Annotated in this window: 18 protein-coding genes and 1 pseudogene; 13 read left to right on the top strand and 6 right to left on the bottom strand. The window is 57.7% G+C overall.

Annotated features, from left to right (window positions below; all coding sequences use genetic code 11):
• Positions 1–41 precede the first annotated feature (41 nt).
• The 3 genes from CU081_RS03500 to tisB all read right to left on the bottom strand — a co-directional run bounded on the left by CU081_RS03500 (position 42) and on the right by tisB (position 1,538).
• Entirely contained in the window at positions 42–875 is an 834-nt protein-coding gene (locus tag CU081_RS03500; protein WP_022650096.1) for a DMT family transporter, read from the bottom strand.
• Positions 876–937: 62 nt separating this feature from the next.
• Positions 938–1,384, bottom strand: coding sequence for a GNAT family N-acetyltransferase (locus CU081_RS03495; protein WP_003861064.1), 447 nt, complete (start codon positions 1,382–1,384; stop codon positions 938–940).
• A 64-nt stretch (positions 1,385–1,448) separates the two neighbouring features.
• Positions 1,449–1,538 carry a type I toxin-antitoxin system toxin TisB gene (gene tisB, locus CU081_RS03490; RefSeq protein WP_022646551.1) on the bottom strand — a complete coding sequence of 30 codons (90 nt, stop codon included), beginning with the start codon at positions 1,536–1,538 and terminating at the stop codon, positions 1,449–1,451.
• A gap of 719 nt (positions 1,539–2,257) precedes the next feature.
• On the opposite strand from tisB, the gene CU081_RS03485 reads away from it, so the two are divergent.
• The 10 genes and pseudogenes from CU081_RS03485 to CU081_RS03435 all read left to right on the top strand — a co-directional run bounded on the left by CU081_RS03485 (position 2,258) and on the right by CU081_RS03435 (position 12,235).
• The gene (locus tag CU081_RS03485) at positions 2,258–2,971 is read left to right on the top strand and encodes a hypothetical protein (protein WP_022650097.1); all 714 of its coding nucleotides are present in this window, start codon (positions 2,258–2,260) and stop codon (positions 2,969–2,971) included.
• A 198-nt stretch (positions 2,972–3,169) separates the two neighbouring features.
• Positions 3,170–3,649, top strand: a pseudogene (locus CU081_RS03475) (Hcp family type VI secretion system effector).
• A gap of 107 nt (positions 3,650–3,756) precedes the next feature.
• Positions 3,757–3,855, top strand: coding sequence for an ilvB operon leader peptide IvbL (gene ivbL / locus CU081_RS03470; protein WP_057979964.1), 99 nt, complete (start codon positions 3,757–3,759; stop codon positions 3,853–3,855).
• A 229-nt stretch (positions 3,856–4,084) separates the two neighbouring features.
• On the top strand, positions 4,085–5,773 hold the full coding sequence (gene ilvB / locus CU081_RS03465) for an acetolactate synthase large subunit (RefSeq protein WP_003861056.1): 1,689 nt from the start codon (positions 4,085–4,087) through the stop codon (positions 5,771–5,773).
• 3 nt (positions 5,774–5,776) lie between these two features.
• Positions 5,777–6,064, top strand: a complete 288-nt coding sequence (ilvN, locus tag CU081_RS03460; RefSeq protein WP_003861055.1) for an acetolactate synthase small subunit — start codon at positions 5,777–5,779, stop codon at positions 6,062–6,064.
• Between the two features lie 82 nt (positions 6,065–6,146).
• Positions 6,147–6,740, top strand: a complete 594-nt coding sequence (uhpA, locus tag CU081_RS03455) for a transcriptional regulator UhpA (RefSeq protein ID WP_003861054.1) — start codon at positions 6,147–6,149, stop codon at positions 6,738–6,740.
• Positions 6,737–8,242, top strand: a complete 1,506-nt coding sequence (uhpB, locus tag CU081_RS03450) for a signal transduction histidine-protein kinase/phosphatase UhpB (protein ID WP_003861052.1) — start codon at positions 6,737–6,739, stop codon at positions 8,240–8,242. The genes uhpA and uhpB overlap by 4 nt, the downstream gene beginning before the upstream one ends.
• The gene (locus CU081_RS03445) at positions 8,235–9,545 is read left to right on the top strand and encodes an MFS transporter (protein WP_003861050.1); all 1,311 of its coding nucleotides are present in this window, start codon (positions 8,235–8,237) and stop codon (positions 9,543–9,545) included. Before uhpB ends, CU081_RS03445 begins: the two co-directional genes overlap by 8 nt.
• Before the next feature lie 132 nt (positions 9,546–9,677).
• Complete coding sequence (gene uhpT / locus CU081_RS03440) at positions 9,678–11,069, top strand: hexose-6-phosphate:phosphate antiporter (protein ID WP_022650100.1); 1,392 nt, start codon at positions 9,678–9,680, stop codon at positions 11,067–11,069.
• 161 nt (positions 11,070–11,230) lie between these two features.
• Complete coding sequence (locus CU081_RS03435; RefSeq protein WP_003861045.1) at positions 11,231–12,235, top strand: alpha/beta fold hydrolase; 1,005 nt, start codon at positions 11,231–11,233, stop codon at positions 12,233–12,235.
• Here the strand turns inward: CU081_RS03435 and CU081_RS03430 are convergent.
• Positions 12,223–13,125, bottom strand: a complete 903-nt coding sequence (locus CU081_RS03430; protein ID WP_003861044.1) for a LysR family transcriptional regulator — start codon at positions 13,123–13,125, stop codon at positions 12,223–12,225. The genes CU081_RS03435 and CU081_RS03430 overlap by 13 nt on opposite strands.
• 99 nt (positions 13,126–13,224) lie before the next feature.
• Between CU081_RS03430 and CU081_RS03425 the strand changes: the two genes are divergently transcribed.
• The 3 genes from CU081_RS03425 to nepI all read left to right on the top strand — a co-directional run bounded on the left by CU081_RS03425 (position 13,225) and on the right by nepI (position 15,558).
• Positions 13,225–13,677 carry a DUF1198 domain-containing protein gene (locus CU081_RS03425; RefSeq protein WP_003861042.1) on the top strand — a complete coding sequence of 151 codons (453 nt, stop codon included), beginning with the start codon at positions 13,225–13,227 and terminating at the stop codon, positions 13,675–13,677.
• Between the two features lie 97 nt (positions 13,678–13,774).
• A complete protein-coding gene (locus CU081_RS03420; protein ID WP_003861040.1) occupies positions 13,775–14,302 on the top strand; it encodes an SRPBCC domain-containing protein in 528 nt (175 codons plus the stop codon).
• A 65-nt stretch (positions 14,303–14,367) separates the two neighbouring features.
• Positions 14,368–15,558 (top strand): purine ribonucleoside efflux pump NepI, encoded by a 1,191-nt coding sequence (gene nepI, locus CU081_RS03415; RefSeq protein ID WP_022650101.1) that lies wholly within the window; start codon positions 14,368–14,370, stop codon positions 15,556–15,558.
• A 48-nt stretch (positions 15,559–15,606) separates the two neighbouring features.
• Here nepI and CU081_RS03410 read toward each other — a convergent pair whose 3' ends face one another.
• Both CU081_RS03410 and CU081_RS03405 read right to left on the bottom strand, forming a co-directional pair.
• Positions 15,607–16,512 (bottom strand): EamA family transporter, encoded by a 906-nt coding sequence (locus CU081_RS03410; RefSeq protein ID WP_023315096.1) that lies wholly within the window; start codon positions 16,510–16,512, stop codon positions 15,607–15,609.
• Positions 16,513–16,656: 144 nt separating this feature from the next.
• The gene (locus CU081_RS03405) at positions 16,657–18,036 is read right to left on the bottom strand and encodes a carbohydrate porin (protein WP_022650103.1); all 1,380 of its coding nucleotides are present in this window, start codon (positions 18,034–18,036) and stop codon (positions 16,657–16,659) included.
• Positions 18,037–18,159: the final 123 nt, after the last annotated feature.

Genomic DNA, 18,159 nt, shown 5'->3' with positions numbered 1-18,159 from the left:
AGGATTTGTAAACAAGATCGGCAACTAATGTTGCCAGCGAATTACGCCAGGCGCAGCAGGATCGCACCGGCAGCAATACCCAGTGCCGCCGCGATGCGCAGGCCGGCAACCTTCTCTTTTAAAAGCACAAATGCGATTAATGCGCCGAAGAGAATAGAGGTTTCACGCAGTGCGGCGACCACAGCCAGCGGTGCCTGGGTCATCGCCCAGAGTGCCAGACCGTAAGATCCCATCGTCCCGACGCCGCCGAGCAGCCCTTTTTTCCAGTGCAGGCGCAGGTAGCTGGACGCTTCGCGACGCCGCGCCACCATTGCCCAGCTCAGCAGACAGAAACCGTTCATGAAGAAGGTCCAGAGCGTGTAGCCCAGCGCAGTGTCCGAGAGTCGCACACCGGTGCCGTCCACCAGGGTATACCCGGCGATAAAACAGGCGTTCAGCAGCGCCAGCCAGATCCCCTTGCGTGACTGCATGCGGCCGTTCATCGCCATCGCCAGAATCGAAAGACAAATGACCCCGATGCCGGACCACGCAAGCCAGGAGAGATGATCCCCGAGCACCATTACGCTGATCAGCGCCACCAGCAGAGGGGCCGTCCCGCGCATAAGGGGGTAGGTCTGGCTCATGTCGGAGACCTGATAAGTTTTTGCCACCAGTACCGTATACACCACCTGTAACGCACAGGAGACGAACAAATATGGCCAGCTTGCGGCAGTTGGCTGAGGAGAGAAGGGCAGTAAAATCAGGGCAATAAGCGCGGCTGAACCGCTGACTCCGATCGCCGAGTAGAGTTTATCCGTTCCGGCTTTAACGATGGCGTTCCAGCTGGCATGCAGCAGTGCGGCGAACAGTAAAATGCAGAAAACGGTGATGGCCATGGCGTATCGGTTGGTGAAATGTCATCCAACTGTAACATTCACCCGTCGATGCTGCCAGCCGCTTACACTGCGCAAAAAAGGCGGTGCGTCACCCGGGGTTCGTCTGACACCAGCCTGAAGCCCGCCCGATGGTAAAATCCGTACGCGGTTTCCGGCGCATGGGTATTAAGAAAATCAAACCAGATGCTGGCATCCGCCATCACCACGGTCAAAAGTTGTTTGCCAATGCCCTGCCCACGGCACTTTTCGCTGACATAGAGATGACGAATACGTCCGGCGCGCGGCTGCTGGCTGAACGGATCGCGGTTGAGGCCGCACACGCCCACCAGCCTGCCGTTAAGAAACGCCCCCAGCAGCTTTTCACCCGGCGCGTTAAAGCGATTCTCACCGCGCTGCCAGTTCTCTTCCAGCCTGCGCAGCATATTGAAATTCAACGCGATACTCTCGGCCTTCAGGGCGATATAGCCCGGTTCATCAGGCGTAACAGGCTCAATTAACAGACGCGACATAGCATTCCCTCGTTATTAAAGAGGGGCGGTTGCCCGCCCCTCTCAGGTGCGACTTGAACCTGAATCACTTAACGTATTTCAGGACAGCATCAAGCAGTTGCAATACAGCAACAATGAGTTTGAGGACAAGTATGACCATATCCACGACGCTCATACGCGTCTCCTTTTGGTTAAAAGGAGCACGATGCTGGCGTACCTTTCCGCCGCCTGTGGCCAGCACCTGGATTGACGTAACACAGTGTGCTCACTTCAGGGGTTAAGGCACTGACGGCACCACCCGTTTCAGCCAGGACTTCGTTGCGCCGGTAAACTGCGGCCCCCTCGCTCACTGCGAACACCCTCAGTATAGATAAATACTGTATGCATGAACAGTATTTTATGGACAAATTTTGGAAGGCGATCCATACTCAAAAACGTCAAAATCCGTGCCGGAATTGCGCGTTCGTCTTCGATCGCGTATACTTTTCGCGTTGACGTAACACAGTGTGTTCTGCGGCAACCAACCGCAAAACCCTGATAAAAACCTCGCTTAGGCGGGGTTTTTTGTTTTCTGGTCTGCCCATAAAAAGACTGCTGTAAAAGCGAGGTTTCTGCTATTTAGCTTCGTTGTGAACGGGATAGCATCGCTTATGCAACTCTCTTTATAGAGATAGGTATTAGACTCATTTTGCAATGATTAAACTAAAAATGTGTGAACTAATAAAAACCGCTAATGCCCTTCAAGTAATTAAGTTGTTTCGTATATAACCTAATAAATAAAATCGTACTGACTTATTTTTTATGTGAATGTTTATGTAAAGCAATTTTACTGGTTTGAATTTCTGGACTTTTCAATGTATATTTCTATAGCCGCAATCATTGTGTGGACACATTATGCAAGCATCTGATTATTTAAAGATGAAGTTCCAGAGTGACAGGCAGTTGACTATTTATGGACAGCAAGGTGTTGCAGGAACATGGAGAGCATTAAAGGGGATCGGCTCTGATATTTACTCAGGAATTGAGCGTGTAAGTTGGTACTCATCATGCTTAATCCCCAGCTATCACGATGTATGTGACGAGCTTCTCTCAGAAGAAAAGAGAATGTACCTCTCAATTCTCTCGCTTTACCGTTATCGCGATGTAATAGCACACATGCTCTATCTTTATTTTGAACGTGTTATTTCCGATTCAGAAAATGGGAATGAACACAATCGCGTTCGTAAGATAGATTCAAAAGTAACAGGGCTTGTTAATAACATACCGACCAGCAAGGCCGCGCGTTTAGCAATAGCATGGGGTCTGGCCAAATCCCTGTCCGAATCAGGCCTGCTGTCTGAAATCGTCGTCGAACGGCTTGCACGCCGCGTACCTAACGTTGTCATGGCGCTTCAATTGATTGGAACGGAACAGAAGTGCGCTCTTGCTGCTCGCCGCCTGAAAACATTGGACCCTAAGTATTACGCCACCCTCTATGCCGCACAACTGGAGATGCTTTACTACTTTTTTGAGCCTTTCCTGTCTGAACTCATTAAGAAGGTGCAGTTGGGATTCTATAAGGATTTCGATGCAATTTATAAAGACTTAAAGAGCACGGAGCATGTTTAAGAGTCTGTTATCAATTCTATTCACGGATATTTTATTCCCTGTTTATATTTTTGCGTGCGCCTCTTTGTTTCTGTGGTTAGTGCCTGACCACTGGGTATTACTAACATTCATTTCTATCATTGTATTTATTATCGTACATCCGATAATTTTCGGCCACTTTGATAAGTACGATTAAATCATATAAAAAGGATTTTTTTTATGTCAAACCCAGCTTATTTGTTTTTAACAGATGAAAATGGTTCTCCCATGGTTGGCTCTTGCCTTGTGTCAGGGCGTGAAGGTGCAATTGAACTCAAATCGTTCACTCATAATGTCAATATCCCAGTCGACGGAAATACCGGGAAATTAACGGGCACGCGCATACACATGCCCGTCATGTTTCAGAAGGAATTTGATCGTGTAACCCCGATTTTATTTCGGGCGCTGAGTACGGGAAGAATGCTCAAGTCAGCCACTATTAAGATGTATCAGATTAATGAGGCGGGTTTAGAATAGGAATATTTTAATATCCTCCTTGAGAATGTGAAAATAACCTCAATCACACCAGACCTGTATCCCGGCGCAAACACCGGAACACACCTTAAAACGGTTCTTATACGCTACGAGAAAATCACCTGGAAGTATTGTGACGGCAATGTCATCTATAGTGATGCCTGGAATGAGCGAGCAACTTACTGAAACGTGATCCCTGACGCATTTTTGCGCAGATGAAAATATTTCCATTGTCACGCCCGAAAACCTGTGTTTGTATAAATCCAATCAATGATTCCAAACACAGGTCCCCAATGACTTCATCCATCTTCACTTCGACCCTACTAAAAACTGCGCAACCTGCCGCAGTGGTCGTCGTGCGTGTGGTGGTGGTCGTCGGCAATGCGCCGTAGGGACTGGATCAACACACGAATCCAAAACCCCGCCGGCGCAAACCGGGCGGGGTTTTTCGTTTAGGACCCCTCCCGGATACGCTAAGTAGTTCGGGTTGCAGGAAGGCGGCAAGTGAGCGAATCCCCAGGAGCGTACATAGGTACGTGACTGGGGTGAGGGAACGCAGCCAACGCATTTGCAACCTGAACTACGACGCGTAAAGCTGGCTCAGAAGAAAAGGACTGGAGCATGGCAAGTTCGGGCACAACATCCACCAAGACGCGTTTTACAGGCGCGCAGCTGATTGTTCATTTACTGGAACGACAGGGCATCACCACCGTTGCGGGCATCCCGGGTGGGACCGTGCTGCCGCTGTATGATGCGTTAAGCCAAAGCACACAGATCCGCCACGTGCTGGCGCGCCACGAGCAGGGCGCAGGCTTTATCGCCCAGGGCATGGCGCGTACCCAGGGTAAACCGGCGGTCTGTATGGCCTGTAGCGGGCCGGGCGCCACTAACCTGGTGACCGCCATCGCCGACGCGCGTCTCGACTCCATTCCGCTGATCTGCATTACCGGCCAGGTGCCGTCCTCGATGATCGGCACCGATGCGTTCCAGGAAGTCGATACCTACGGCATCTCTATCCCCATCACCAAACATAACTATTTAGTTCGCGATATCAGCGAGCTGCCTCAGGTTATCAGCGATGCGTTCCGCATTGCGCAGTCTGGCCGCCCGGGCCCGGTGTGGATAGACATTCCTAAGGATGTCCAGACCGCAGAGATCGAGATCGACATTCTGCCGGAGCCGGGCGAGCGTGCCCCCGCGCCGGAGTTCAGCGCTGAGAGCGTGCGCGATGCGGCGGCAATGATCAACGCCGCCAAACGCCCGGTGCTGTATCTGGGCGGCGGGGCGATCAACGCCGCGGATGAAATCCGCCAGTTTGCGGAAAAAGCCAACCTGCCGACCACCATGACCCTGATGGCGCTGGGTATGCTGCCCAAAGCGCATCCATTATCTTTAGGGATGCTGGGCATGCACGGCGCGCGCAGCACCAACTACATCCTGCAAGAGGCGGATTTGCTGATAGTTATGGGGGCGCGTTTTGATGACCGGGCGATTGGCAAAACCGAGCAGTTCTGCCCGAACGCCAAAATCATTCACGTGGATATCGACCGCGCCGAGCTGGGTAAAATCAAGCAGCCGCACGTGGCGATCCAGGGCGACGTGGCCGAGGTGCTGGCGCAGCTGATCCCGCAGACGGTGGCAACCGACCGCGCCGACTGGCGCCAGCTGGTGGCCGATCTGCAACGCGAGTTCCCGGGCGCTATCCCAACCGAGGGCGACCCGCTGAGCCACTATGGTCTTATCAACGCTGTTGCCGCCTGCGTGGATGACAGCGCGATTATCACCACCGACGTCGGCCAGCATCAGATGTGGACTGCCCAGGCGTATCCGCTGAACCGCCCGCGCCAGTGGCTGACCTCCGGCGGCCTTGGCACCATGGGCTTCGGCCTGCCCGCAGCGGTTGGCGCGGCGCTCGCCAACCCGGACCGTAAGGTGATCTGCTTCTCCGGTGACGGCAGCCTGATGATGAATATTCAGGAGATGGCGACGGCGGCCGAAAACCAGTTAGACGTCAAAATCATTCTGATGAACAACGAGGCGCTGGGTCTGGTACACCAGCAGCAGAGCCTGTTCTATAAGCAGGGCGTGTTTGCGGCGACCTATCCGGGGATGATCAACTTCATGCAGATTGCCGCTGGTTTTGGCCTGCACACCTGCGATCTGAACGCCGAAGAAGATGCCCACGCGGCGTTGCAGGATGCGATTTCTCGCCCTGGCCCGGCGTTGATCCACGTGCGTATCGACCCTGAACAAAAAGTGTATCCGATGGTGCCGCCGGGTGCGGCAAATACTGAGATGGTGGGAGAATAAGCCATGCAGAAACAACATGATAACGTCATTCTGGAACTCACCGTCCGCAACCACCCTGGCGTCATGACCCACGTCTGCGGGCTGTTTGCCCGCCGGGCATTTAACGTGGAAGGCATTCTCTGCCTGCCGATTCAGGGCAGCGAGCACAGCCGCATCTGGCTACTGGTCAACGACGACCAGCGTCTGGAGCAGATGATAGCGCAGATCGACAAGCTGGAAGACGTCACCAACGTGGCGCGCAACCAGTCCGATCCCACCATGTTTAACAAAATTGCGGTGTTCTTCGAATAGATCGCTTAAGGTAAGCGTCTTTCGCTCTTGTAGGCCGGATAAGCGCAGCGCCATCCGGCTTTTTCAGACCGCAGGAACACACATGACCACCATCGCCCTTATTGACGACCACCTTATCGTCCGCTCTGGCTTTGCCCAGCTTCTCAACCTCGAACCGGATTTCCAGGTCGTGGCCGAGTTTGGCTCCGGTCGCGAGGCGCTGGCGGGCCTGCCGGGGCGCGGGGTGCAGGTCTGTATCTGCGATATCTCAATGCCGGATCTCTCCGGGCTTGAGCTGTTAAGCCAGCTGCCGAAAGGAATGGCGACCATTATGCTCTCGGTCCACGACAGCCCGGCGCTGGTCGAGCAGGCGCTCAACGCGGGGGCGCGCGGGTTCCTCTCAAAACGCTGTAGCCCGGATGAGCTGATCGCCGCCGTGCGCACCGTCTCCACCGGCGGCTGCTACCTGACGCCGGATATCGCCATCAAGCTGGCGGCGGGACGGCAGGATCCACTCACCAGACGCGAGCGTCAGGTGGCAGAGAAACTTGCCCAGGGCATGTCGGTGAAAGAGATTGCCGTAGAGCTGGGATTGTCGCCAAAGACCGTTCACGTTCATCGCGCCAACCTGATGGAAAAACTCAACGTCAGTAACGATGTCGAGCTGGCGCGCCGTATGTTTGACAGCTGGCAATGAACTCCCTTTTTTCGCGGCTGATCGCCGTTGTCGCCAGCTTTTTTATCTTCTCCGCCGCGTGGTTCTGCCTGTGGAGTATCAGCCTGCATCTGGTGGAACGCCCGGAGCTGGCGGTGCTGCTGTTCCCCTTTGGCCTGCGTCTGGGGCTGATGCTGCAATGCCCGCGCGGCTACTGGCCGGTGCTGCTGGGCGCAGAGTGGCTGATGCTGATCTGGCTGGCGCAGGAAGTGGCGCTGGCGCATCTGCCGTTATTGATGACCGGAAGCCTGCTCACGCTTATCCCGGTCGCCCTGATTTCCCGCTACCGTCACCAGCGCGACTGGCGCACGCTGCTGCGTCAGGGGGCGGCGCTAATTGCCGCCGCGCTGTTGCAGTCCCTGCCGTGGGTGGGTGAAAAGGAGGTGCTTAACGCCCTGCTGCTGACCCTTACCGGCGGCCTGACGCTGGCCCCGACCTGCCTTGTGATCTGGCATTATCTTACAAGCACTGTCTGGCAGCCGCTCGGCCCGGCGCTGGTCTCCCAGCCGGTGAACTGGCGCGCCCGGCATCTCATCTGGTATCTGCTGCTGTTTGTGGTGAGCCTGTGGCTCCAGCTTGGTCTCCCCGCTGAATTATCACGCTTCACGCCGTTTTGTCTGGCGCTGCCGATCATCGCCCTTGCCTGGCACTACGGCTGGCAGGGCGCATTGATCGCCACGCTGATGAACGCCATCGCGCTGATTGCCAGCCAGACCTGGCACGATCATCCTGTAGATTTACTGCTTTCCCTGCTGGCCCAGAGCCTGACCGGGTTGCTGCTCGGCGCGGGCATACAGCGCCTGCGCGAGCTGAACCAGTCCCTGCAAAACGAGCTGGCGCGCAACCGCCGTCTGGCGGAGCGTCTGCTGGAGACGGAAGAGAGCGTGCGGCAAGAGGTTGCCCGCGAGCTGCACGACGACATCGGCCAGACCATCACCGCCATCCGTACCCAGGCGGGCATTGTTCAGCGCCTGGCGGCAGAAAACGCGGGCGTGAAGCAGGGCGGGGCGCATATCGAACAGCTTTCGCTGGGCGTCTATGATTCCGTTCGTCGCCTGTTAGGGCGGCTGCGCCCGCGCCAGCTTGACGATCTCTCCCTGGAGCAGGCGGTACGCTCCCTGATGCGCGAGATGGAGCTGGAAAGCCGCGGCATTGTCAGCCATCTCGACTGGCGAATTAACGAATCTGCGCTGAGCGAAGGCCAGCGCGTAACCCTGTTCCGCGTCTGTCAGGAGGGGCTGAACAATATCGTCAAACATGCCAGTGCCAGCGCGGTCACGATCCAGGGCTGGCAGCAGGACGAGCGCCTGATGCTGGTAATTGAAGACGACGGCTGCGGCCTGCCGCCGGGCTCCGGCCAGCAGGGCTTTGGCCTGGCGGGCATGCGCGAGCGCGTAAAGGCGCTTGGCGGCACGCTGAGCCTCTCCTGCACCCACGGGACGCGCGTCAGCGTCAGTTTGCCGTTAAGGACGCATCATGTTTAAAACCCCCGCCAGCGCCGCCCCGCTAAGCAACAAAGCGGAAATCGACTCCCGCTACCGCTACTGGCGTCGCCATATCCTGATTACCATCTGGCTCGGCTACGCGCTGTTCTACTTTACCCGCAAAAGCTTCAACGCCGCCGCGCCGGAGATCCTCGCGAGCGGCGTGATGACCCGCACCGATATCGGCCTGCTGGCGACGCTGTTTTACATCACCTACGGCCTGTCGAAGTTCTTCTCCGGCATCGTCAGCGATCGCTCCAACGCGCGTTATTTTATGGGCGTCGGGCTGATCGCCACCGGCGTGGTGAATATTCTGTTTGGCTTCTCCACCTCGCTCTGGGCCTTCGCCCTGCTGTGGGCGCTGAACGCCTTTTTCCAGGGCTGGGGCGCGCCGGTCTGCGCCCGCCTGCTGACCGCCTGGTACTCACGCAACGAGCGTGGCGGCTGGTGGGCGATATGGAACACCGCGCATAACGTCGGCGGGGCGTTGATCCCGATGGTGGTGGGTGCCGCGGCGCTGCACTACGGCTGGCGCGCGGGGATGATGATAGCCGGTGGCCTCGCGATTGTCGCCGGGCTGTTCCTCTGCTGGCGCCTGCGCGACAGGCCGCAGACCGTCGGCCTTCCACCGGTGGGCGACTGGCGGCACGACGAGATGGAGATCGCCCAGCAGCAGGAAGGGGCCGGGCTGTCCCGCCAGGAGATCCTCACCAAATACGTGCTGAAAAACCCCTACATCTGGCTGCTGTCGCTCTGCTACGTGCTGGTCTACGTGGTGCGCGCGGCCATCAACGACTGGGGCAATCTGTACATGTCCGAGACGCTCGGCGTGGATCTGGTGACCGCCAACTCGGCGGTGACCATGTTTGAACTGGGCGGATTTATCGGCGCGCTGGTGGCGGGCTGGGGCTCGGACAAGCTGTTCAACGGCAACCGCGGCCCGATGAACCTGATTTTTGCCGCCGGGATCTTGCTCTCCGTCGGCTCACTATGGTTGATGCCGTTCGCCAGCTACGTGATGCAGGCGGCGTGCTTCTTCACCATCGGATTTTTCGTCTTTGGCCCGCAGATGCTGATCGGCATGGCGGCGGCGGAGTGCTCCCACAAAGAGGCGGCCGGCGCGGCGACGGGCTTTGTCGGGCTGTTTGCCTATCTTGGCGCATCGCTCTCCGGCTGGCCGCTGGCGCGGGTGATCGACATCTGGCACTGGAGCGGGTTCTTCGCGGTGATCGCCATCGCGGCGGGCATCTCCGCCCTGCTTTTACTGCCGTTTTTGCACGCGCAGGCGCCGCGCGAAGCGTGACGCGCCTCACCTTTTGCTGCCGAGACGCGCAAAACTAAGAAATTTTCCCGGTTTCACCTGGACGCTGTCTCAGGCATCTCTCCTGGCTGGTTTTTACAATGCTGCAAAAATCAGCTCAGGAGTAAACCAACCATGCTGGCCTTCTTAAACCAGGTGCGCAAGCCGACCCTGGATCTGCCGCTCGACTTGCGGCGCAAGATGTGGTTCAAACCGTTCATGCAGTCTTATCTGGTGGTCTTCATCGGCTACCTGACCATGTATCTGATCCGCAAAAACTTTAACATCGCGCAGAACGACATGATCTCGACCTACGGGCTGAGCATGACCCAACTGGGGATGATTGGCCTGGGCTTTTCCATCACCTACGGCGTGGGGAAAACGGTTGTGTCCTACTACGCGGACGGCAAAAACACCAAGCAGTTCCTGCCGTTTATGCTGATCCTCTCCGCCATCTGTATGCTCGGCTTCAGCGCCAGCATGGGCGCGGGGTCCGTTAGCCTGTTCCTGATGATCGCCTTCTACGCCCTGAGCGGTTTCTTCCAGAGTACCGGCGGGTCGTGCAGCTACTCCACCATTACCAAATGGACCCCGCGCCGCAAGCGTGGTTCCTACCTCGGCATGTGGAACATCTCCCACAACCTCGGCGGGGCGGGCGCGGCTGGCGTAGCGCTGTTCGGCGCAAACTACCTGTTCGACGGCCATGTGATCGGCATGTTTATCTTCCCGTCGATTATCGCCCTGATCGTCGGCTTTATCGGCCTTCGCTACGGCAGCGACTCCCCGGAATCGTACGGCCTCGGCAAAGCCGAAGAGCTGTTCGGCGAGGAGATCAGCGAAGAGGACAAAGAGACCGAAGAGAACGAGATGACCAAATGGCAGATCTTTGTTGAGTACGTGCTGAAAAACAAAGTGATTTGGCTGCTCTGCTTCTCAAACATCTTCCTCTACGTGGTGCGTATCGGCATTGACCAGTGGTCAACCGTGTATGCTTTCCAGGAGCTGAAGCTTTCTAAAGAGGTGGCGATTCAGGGCTTCACCCTGTTCGAAGTGGGCGCGCTGGTCGGCACGCTGCTGTGGGGCTGGCTCTCCGACCTCGCCAACGGCCGTCGCGCGCTGGTGGCCTGCATCGCGCTGGCGCTGATTATCGCCACGCTCGGCGTTTACCAGCACGCCAGCAACCAGTACGTTTATCTGGCGTCCCTGTTCGCGCTCGGCTTCCTGGTGTTTGGCCCTCAGCTGCTGATTGGCGTGGCGGCCGTAGGGTTCGTGCCGAAAAAAGCGATCGGCGCCGCCGATGGGATTAAAGGCACCTTCGCCTACCTGATCGGCGACAGCTTCGCCAAGCTGGGCCTGGGGATGATCGCCGACGGCACGCCGATTTTCGGCCTCACCGGCTGGGCGGGCACCTTCGCGGCGCTGGATGCGGCAGCGATCGGCTGTATCGTCCTGATGGCGATGGTCGCGGTGCTGGAAGAACGTAAAATTCGCCGTGAAAATCGCGCGCAGAAATTAAAAACAGCCTGAGTGTGCAGGTAACTTCTTTGCCCGGTGTGTGATGCCGGGCTTTTTTATTTGCACGCCACACCTTTACCCCGCTTTACACACTCACCCTTCTCCATGCTCTACAGTGTTTTTGCTGCCGCCTTTCGTGCAGCCTTAGCCCCCTTTGCTAACGGAGAGCTTGCATGTTAACCCGACGATTGTCCTGCCTGGCGCTGCTGATGGCGCTGGCCTCCCCCGCAATGGCCGCGAATGCACCTACCTACGGCGAGAAGCTGGAAGGTTTTGACTACGGCTGGCCGGTAAAACACTTTAGGTTTACCTCGCAAAACCAGTCTCTGGATATGGCTTACCTGGACGTGAAGCCGGAAAAACCCAACGGCCGCACCGTGGTGCTGATGCACGGCAAAAACTTCTGCGCCGGTACCTGGGACGGCACGATCCGCGCGCTTTCAGCCAGCGGGTATCGCGTGATCGCACCCGACCAGATCGGCTTCTGCAAATCCACCAAGCCGGAGCATTATCAGTACACCTTCCAGCAGCTGGCGGATAACACCCACGCGCTGCTGAAAACGCTGGGCGTCGATCGCGTCACGGTCATCGGCCATTCGACCGGCGGCATGCTGGCGACCCGCTACGCGCTGATGTGGCCGCAGCAGGTGCAGCAGCTGGTGATGGTGAACCCAATAGGGCTTGAAGACTGGAAAGCGCGCGGCGTGCCGCATATCACGGTTGACCAGTGGTACCAGCGCGAGCTGAAAGTCAGCGCCGACGGCATTCGTCAGTACGAGAAAAACACCTACTACGCCGGGGAGTGGAAGCCGGAGTACGAGCGCTGGGTCACCATGCTTGCCGGGTTAAACAACGGGCCAGGCAAAGCGCGCGTGGCGTGGAACTCGGCGCTGCTCTACGACATGATTTATACCCAGCCGGTCGTCTATGAATTTAACGAGCTGAAGATGCCGGTATTATTGATGATCGGCACGAAGGACAACACCGCCATCGGGAAAGATCTCGCCCCGCCTGAGATCCGCAAAACGCTCGGCAACTATGCGGTGCTGGGAAAGGAGACGGCGAAGCGCATCCCGCACGCTACGCTGGTGGAATTTAACGACATGGGCCACGCGCCGCAGATGCAGGATCCTGAGCGCTTCCACGAGGCGCTGCTTAAGGGGCTTCAGGCCCGCTGACTGGTTTGCAGCAACAGCCCGCGCAGCCACGCCTGCGCGGGATTGCGGTGCGTTCTGCCGTGCCAGGCCATGCTCTTGGTAAAGCCTGGCACTGGAACTGGCGTCTCGCAGATGAACATCCCCGTCTGATTTTCCGCGATGCGTGACGGCACGACGGCAATCATATCGCTGAGGGCCAGCACGTCCGGCAGAACCAAAAAGTGGCTCACCGAGAGCCCCACGTGCCGCGTCCGGCCAATTTTCTCCAGCGCGCTATCGGTTACCCCGCGAAAGCCGTCTCCCTCGTAAGAGACCAGCACATGCTCAAGGGCGCAAAATCGGTCTAACGTCATTGGCTCTCCGGCGTTTGGATGATCGGCGCGCATCATGCATACGTACCGTTCTTCATAAAGCGCACGGCTGTGAAGCTCATCGGGCGTGGTGTGGGGGGTGATAAGCGCTACGTCAATAGCGCCCTGCTCAAGCTGGCTGACAAGGCTACCGGGGGTAACGGGCACCACGCGCACGCGTATGCCAGGCGCCTGTGTTTTAAGGGCGGCGATAAACGGCACAACAACCGCCCGAAGTGCATAATCCGTAGCGGCAAGAGTGAAGGTGAGGCGAGCGGTATTTGGGTCAAAGGCAACGGGCTGAAGCAGCACGTCGATATCCGCGAGAATGCGCTTCACCGGAGCGGCCAGCGCTTCCGCGCGCGTGGATGGCACCATGCCGTGCGGGGCGCGGATAAAGAGCGGATCGTCGAAGTAGTCCCGCAGGCGGTTGAGCATGCCGCTCACGGCGGGCTGGGTCAGAGCAAGACGCGCCGCCGCGCGGGTGACGCTGCGTTCATCCAGCAGAGCGTCAAGCGTTTTCAGCAGGTTTAGATCCAGCGTGCGCAGATCCGCTTTCATGATGTTTTGCTACCTCTTTTCCGTTCACTATTATGGCGCTGCCCGCTGTCGACGCGTTGCGTTTCCCGCTATGATGGGCGGCTAGTCTAAGGAGAACGCATGGTCTGGATAATGCTGGCAACGCTTGCCGTGGTGTTTGTAGTTGGGTTTCGTGTCCTGACCTCGGATTCCCGCCGCGCCATCAAACGCTTGAGCGAACGGCTGGGTATCACCCCGATGCCGGTAGAATCGATGATCGACCAGTTCGGTAAAACGCCGGGCAATGAGTTTATCCGCTACCTTGAGCGCCCAGACGAAGCGCACCTGCAAAACGCCGCCCAGGTCCTGCTTATCTGGCAGGTCTGCATCGTCGACGGGAGCGAAGAGAATCTGCATACCTGGCACCGCATGCTGCGTAAAGCCCGCCTGGCCGCACCGATCACCGATGCGCAAATCCGCCTCGCGCTCGGCTTCATGCGCGAGATAGAGCCCGATCCGCAGGAGCTTGACGCCTTCCAGCTGCGCTATAACCAGCTTTTCCTCCCGGAAGAGGGCGTGTTTTATCTGCACTGATATCACGAAACGTGATGAAGAGTATAAAGCATCGTCATTAGATTTATATCTGCCGCAGGCGCACCATCACTTCATCCACTCGCTGATGAGGTGAACCATGAAACAATCCGCCATTATCTGGCCAAACGACTACCTGCCAGGCACAACCGATAACTTTGCATCCAACGAAATCATCGTCGCCGGGCTGAGCGCAAAAGAGATTTGGGCGCAGCTTAACGACACTACCCTGTGGCCGAACTACTACAGCAACGCCGAAGATATTCGTTTTCACGACGGCAGCGGTCCGGAACTGAGCGCCAACGCCCGCTTCCGCTTTACGACCTTTGGCTTCCCGGTTGAGGCGCAGGTCACGGAGTATGTTCCGCCCGTTGACGGCGAAGCCGCACGGATCGCCTGGCACGGCTGGGTGGAGGGCGATGCCAGCTCGCGTCTGGATGTGATCCACGCCTGGCTGTTTGAAGACTTGCCGGGAAACCGCGTCCGTATTCTGACTCAGGAGTCGCAGAAAGGCGTTCCTGCACAGGAACTTGCTCGCACCGTGCCGAATCCGATGATCAACGGGCACCAGGAGTGGATCGTTGGGCTGGCGAATGCAGCGATGCAAGAAAAGTTGTCGAAACGTTAAATTCGTCACACTTTTGATGATAAACTGCGCGACTTTTCCGCACGTTTTTATCTTCAGGTGATGCCATGACAGAACATATCCAGCCCACAACCAGACCGCAGACCAAAGAGGTGTCGCGCCCCAACTGGTCGGCGGTTTTCTCCGTGGCGTTCTGCGTCGCCTGCCTGATCACCGTTGAGTTTCTACCGGTGAGCCTGCTGACGCCGATGGCGCAGGATCTGGGCATTTCCGAGGGCGTGGCGGGGCAGTCCGTTACCGTCACCGCGTTTGTGGCGATGTTCGCCAGCCTGTTTATCACTCAGGCGATCGGCACCATCGACCGTCGCAAGGTGGTTATTCTGTTCAGCGTGCTGCTGACGCTCTCCTGCCTGCTGGTCTCTTTCGCTGAAAGCTTCACCCTGCTGCTGCTCGGCCGTGCCTGCCTGGGGCTGGGATTAGGCGGCTTCTGGGCGATGTCCGCCTCGCTGACCATGCGCCTGGTGCCCGCGCGGACGGTGCCAAAAGCGCTTTCCGTTATCTTCGGTGCGGTCTCTATCGCGCTGGTGATTGCCGCGCCGCTGGGCAGCTTCCTCGGCGGGATTATTGGCTGGCGTAACGTCTTTAACGCGGCGGCGGTGATGGGCGTGCTGTGCATTATCTGGGTGTGGAAGGCGCTGCCGTCCCTGCCGGGTGAGGCGGCGCACCACAAACAGAACATGTTCGCGCTGCTGAAACGTCCGGGCGTGCTGGCGGGGATGACCGCCATCTTCATGGCCTTTGCCGGGCAGTTTGCCTTCTTTACCTATATTCGCCCGGTGTATATGACCATGGCGGGCTTTGACGTGGACGGCCTGACGCTGGTGCTCCTGAGCTTCGGTATCGCCAGCTTTGTCGGCACCTCACTGTCGTCTCAGTTCCTGAAGCGCTCCCTGAAGGTGGCGCTGGCGGGTGCCCCGCTGGTGCTGGCGATCAGCGCCGCGGTGCTGGTGTTGTGGGGTAGCGATAAGTGGGTGGCTTCGGCGATCGCGATTATCTGGGGCTTTGCCTTTGCGCTGGTGCCGGTGGGCTGGTCGACGTGGATCACCCGCTCGCTTGCCGATCAGGCGGAAAAAGCCGGGTCGATTCAGGTAGCGGTGATCCAGCTGGCGAACACCTGCGGCGCGGCGGTGGGCGGCGTAGCGCTCGACCATCTGGGGCTGACGTCACCGCTGGTGATTTCCGGCACGCTGATGCTGCTGACGGCGCTGCTGGTGGCGGGGAAGGTTAAGGCGAAGTAGTGCTTTTCTCCCTCTCCCGTGGGAGAGGGTTGGGGTGAGGGCATCAGGCTACGCCGATGCCTTAACCCTTCTGCGTGAATCCATCGAAATCAACACCACCGACGACACAATCAACAGCGTCCCCAGCCAGTCCGGCAGGGTGAATGCCACCCCCAGCAACACCACCGACAGCAGCGCGCTGCTCAGCGGTTCGGCGCAGCTCAGAATGCTCGCTTTCGGCCCGCCGATCATCTGTGCGCCTTTCAGATACAGGCTGAACGTCAGCGCGGTGCCAATCACCACCAGGTAGAAAAACGCCAGCAGCAGGCCGCCGTCGATCACGAAGGTGGTGCCGCGTCCGGCGTAGAACGGCGTCAGCATTAATCCCGCAATCAACATACTCCAGCCGACAATCGGCAGCGTGCCGTAGCGGGCAATCAGCGTCGATGGATAGGTGGTGTAAAACGCCGCAGCAAACGCTGAGGCGATACCGAAGAACAGCGCGGCAGGCGAGATGGAGAGCGACGTCGGGTCGCCGTGGGTGACCAGCAGGAAGGTACCCACAAGCGACGTGAAAATCGCGGATAAGACAAATATGCCGGGACGCGTTTTCCGCGCCAGCGCAAACCATGCCACGATAATGGTCGGCGACAGAAACTGGAGCACGGTGGCCGTCGCAGCGTTGGATTTTTCAATCGTCAGCAGGAAGGTGAGCTGCACGGTGAGCGCGCCAACCAGCGAGAAAAACAGCAGGCTGAGGGCGTCTTTGCGGTTTTTGATGACCGAGAAAATCTTGTCGCCGTGAACGAAGGAGAGCGTCAACAGGATCACGCCGGTAAACAGCAGACGAACCATGGTCAGGTAAGGCGAAGAAATGTGGCTTTTCTCCATGATGTACTGCGCGCAAACCCCGGAACTGCCCCATAAAACGGCGGCGATCAGGACGTTGAGCATCCCTTTGCGTGTGGAACCCATGTTCTCCCCTGTTATGTTGTCGTTAATTCGGTCAACAGCATAGCATGGTTGTGTGCGGCCTGATGCCCTCACCCCGGCCCTCTCCCACGGGGAGAGGGAGCGAACACTAAAAACGGCAACTTTCGTTGCCGTTTTGCTTTTACTTTAGAACCACGCCTCCCACATCGCGCCGACGTTGAAGTCGTCCAGCGTCTCATCTTTGGTGTTGTTCACGCGCGCGGTGCGTTCGTTATCCACCTTGCCGCCGGTCACGTAGAAGCGCAGCATCGGGCGGAACTCCGGCCCCATGGCGATAGACATGTTCTGCGACAGGGTCAGCTTCCAGCCCTTGTTGTCGCCGCCGTTGTCGTAATCCACGTGCTGCCAGCCCGCTTCCAGCCAGGTGGAGTGAACGTCGTTCCACCAGTGCATCGGGCGCACGATGGCATTGTAGTTCTTGCGGTTGTCGGTCTTATCGCGGCTATTGTCGTAATCGTGGAAGGCGAGGATGTACTCCACCTGCGTCGCCTGGGTGAATTTGTACAGCCCTTCGAAGCTGGCGTAGACCGTGGTCAGGTCTTCGGTTTTATTGAACACGCTGTTGTCCGAATTATCGGAGTAGCGGGCGATCACCTTGTTCACGCCGCTGTCGTTTGTGTGGCTCAGCACCACGCCACCCTGCCAGGCGTTAAGACGCTCGTCGCTCTCTACCGCTTTTGAATCAAAGCCGTAGTTGGCGTACAGCTCCAGATCCAGCGGACCGAGCTTCATGCCGTGGATTTTAGAGGTGGCCGCGTAGTTACCTTTGTCGCCCGTGCCGGACCCGCCGGTACAGGTGATGCGTGACGGGTTCGCTTCGTCTTCCATCACTTCCGGGCTACAGGATTCCACTGCCGCCACGGCAGCGACGTCAAACTGCACGCCGCCGATATCGAAGTTCTTCACCCCGGCGCCCTGACCGTCGTGGTTCATCCAGAAGTAATCGTTGATGCCCTGCTGCGGACGCTGGTGGAAGTCGCGACCCGCCCAGAAGTAGGCGTTCGGGTTGGAGGCCATAATGTTGGTCACGCCGGCGTAGGCTTTCTTGAGGTTAACTTCGTCGCCCCAGTGGTCGATCATCACGTTGATGTCCCAGATGGCGCCGTTTTCGCCCTTGAAGGCTTTAGAGAGCTGGAACTCGCCACCGTTGCCTTCGTTACCCAGACGACCAATGGCGGACGCGCCGTTGTAGGAGCCGTCCACCGCCACGTATTTCTGATCGGCAGCCTGGAAGTGCGCCCCGTAGCGGGCGTAGCCGGTAAATTTAACCCCGAACGGGATCGCCATATCCGGAGATTGCGCCGCGCTCTGCGGCTCGGTCACCACGTCCGCTTTTTTCGCGACCGCCGCATCCATTTTAGCCTGACGCTCGGCCAGGGCTTTATCCACCGCTTTCGCCACAATGGCGTCGATTTGCTCCTGCGTGAATTCCTGAGCGAGGACGGAAATTGGGCAAAGCGCGGCGATAACCGCCATGGTTAATGGAAGTTTTTTAATCGTATTCATGGTTATCTCAATATAGTTTAATTTTATTCAGACAATAACCATCCCGCTCCGATCTGACAGAATATGTCGCTATCATCAGAACAAGTGGATTTCTAGTTTTAGGTACAGAGGTATTACATTAAA

The organism is Enterobacter sp. CRENT-193 (genome assembly GCF_002787395.1).
GTDB lineage: Bacteria > Pseudomonadota > Gammaproteobacteria > Enterobacterales > Enterobacteriaceae > Enterobacter > Enterobacter hormaechei_C.
The sequence above is the reverse complement of the archived record's forward strand: the minus strand, read 5'-3'. Positions and strand labels throughout refer to the sequence as shown.

What these genes read in the sequence shown, in the direction of transcription:
- CU081_RS03500 (WP_022650096.1), bottom strand. Translation starts at nt 875, where the DNA reads ATGGCCATCACCGTTTTCTGCATTTTACTGTTCGCCGCACTGCTGCAT.
- CU081_RS03495 (WP_003861064.1), bottom strand. Translation starts at nt 1,384, where the DNA reads ATGTCGCGTCTGTTAATTGAGCCTGTTACGCCTGATGAACCGGGCTAT.
- tisB (WP_022646551.1), bottom strand. Translation starts at nt 1,538, where the DNA reads ATGAGCGTCGTGGATATGGTCATACTTGTCCTCAAACTCATTGTTGCT.
- CU081_RS03485 (WP_022650097.1), top strand. Translation starts at nt 2,258, where the DNA reads ATGCAAGCATCTGATTATTTAAAGATGAAGTTCCAGAGTGACAGGCAG.
- ivbL (WP_057979964.1), top strand. Translation starts at nt 3,757, where the DNA reads ATGACTTCATCCATCTTCACTTCGACCCTACTAAAAACTGCGCAACCT.
- ilvB (WP_003861056.1), top strand. Translation starts at nt 4,085, where the DNA reads ATGGCAAGTTCGGGCACAACATCCACCAAGACGCGTTTTACAGGCGCG.
- ilvN (WP_003861055.1), top strand. Translation starts at nt 5,777, where the DNA reads ATGCAGAAACAACATGATAACGTCATTCTGGAACTCACCGTCCGCAAC.
- uhpA (WP_003861054.1), top strand. Translation starts at nt 6,147, where the DNA reads ATGACCACCATCGCCCTTATTGACGACCACCTTATCGTCCGCTCTGGC.
- uhpB (WP_003861052.1), top strand. Translation starts at nt 6,737, where the DNA reads ATGAACTCCCTTTTTTCGCGGCTGATCGCCGTTGTCGCCAGCTTTTTT.
- CU081_RS03445 (WP_003861050.1), top strand. Translation starts at nt 8,235, where the DNA reads ATGTTTAAAACCCCCGCCAGCGCCGCCCCGCTAAGCAACAAAGCGGAA.
- uhpT (WP_022650100.1), top strand. Translation starts at nt 9,678, where the DNA reads ATGCTGGCCTTCTTAAACCAGGTGCGCAAGCCGACCCTGGATCTGCCG.
- CU081_RS03435 (WP_003861045.1), top strand. Translation starts at nt 11,231, where the DNA reads ATGTTAACCCGACGATTGTCCTGCCTGGCGCTGCTGATGGCGCTGGCC.
- CU081_RS03430 (WP_003861044.1), bottom strand. Translation starts at nt 13,125, where the DNA reads ATGAAAGCGGATCTGCGCACGCTGGATCTAAACCTGCTGAAAACGCTT.
- CU081_RS03425 (WP_003861042.1), top strand. Translation starts at nt 13,225, where the DNA reads ATGGTCTGGATAATGCTGGCAACGCTTGCCGTGGTGTTTGTAGTTGGG.
- CU081_RS03420 (WP_003861040.1), top strand. Translation starts at nt 13,775, where the DNA reads ATGAAACAATCCGCCATTATCTGGCCAAACGACTACCTGCCAGGCACA.
- nepI (WP_022650101.1), top strand. Translation starts at nt 14,368, where the DNA reads ATGACAGAACATATCCAGCCCACAACCAGACCGCAGACCAAAGAGGTG.
- CU081_RS03410 (WP_023315096.1), bottom strand. Translation starts at nt 16,512, where the DNA reads ATGGGTTCCACACGCAAAGGGATGCTCAACGTCCTGATCGCCGCCGTT.
- CU081_RS03405 (WP_022650103.1), bottom strand. Translation starts at nt 18,036, where the DNA reads ATGAATACGATTAAAAAACTTCCATTAACCATGGCGGTTATCGCCGCG.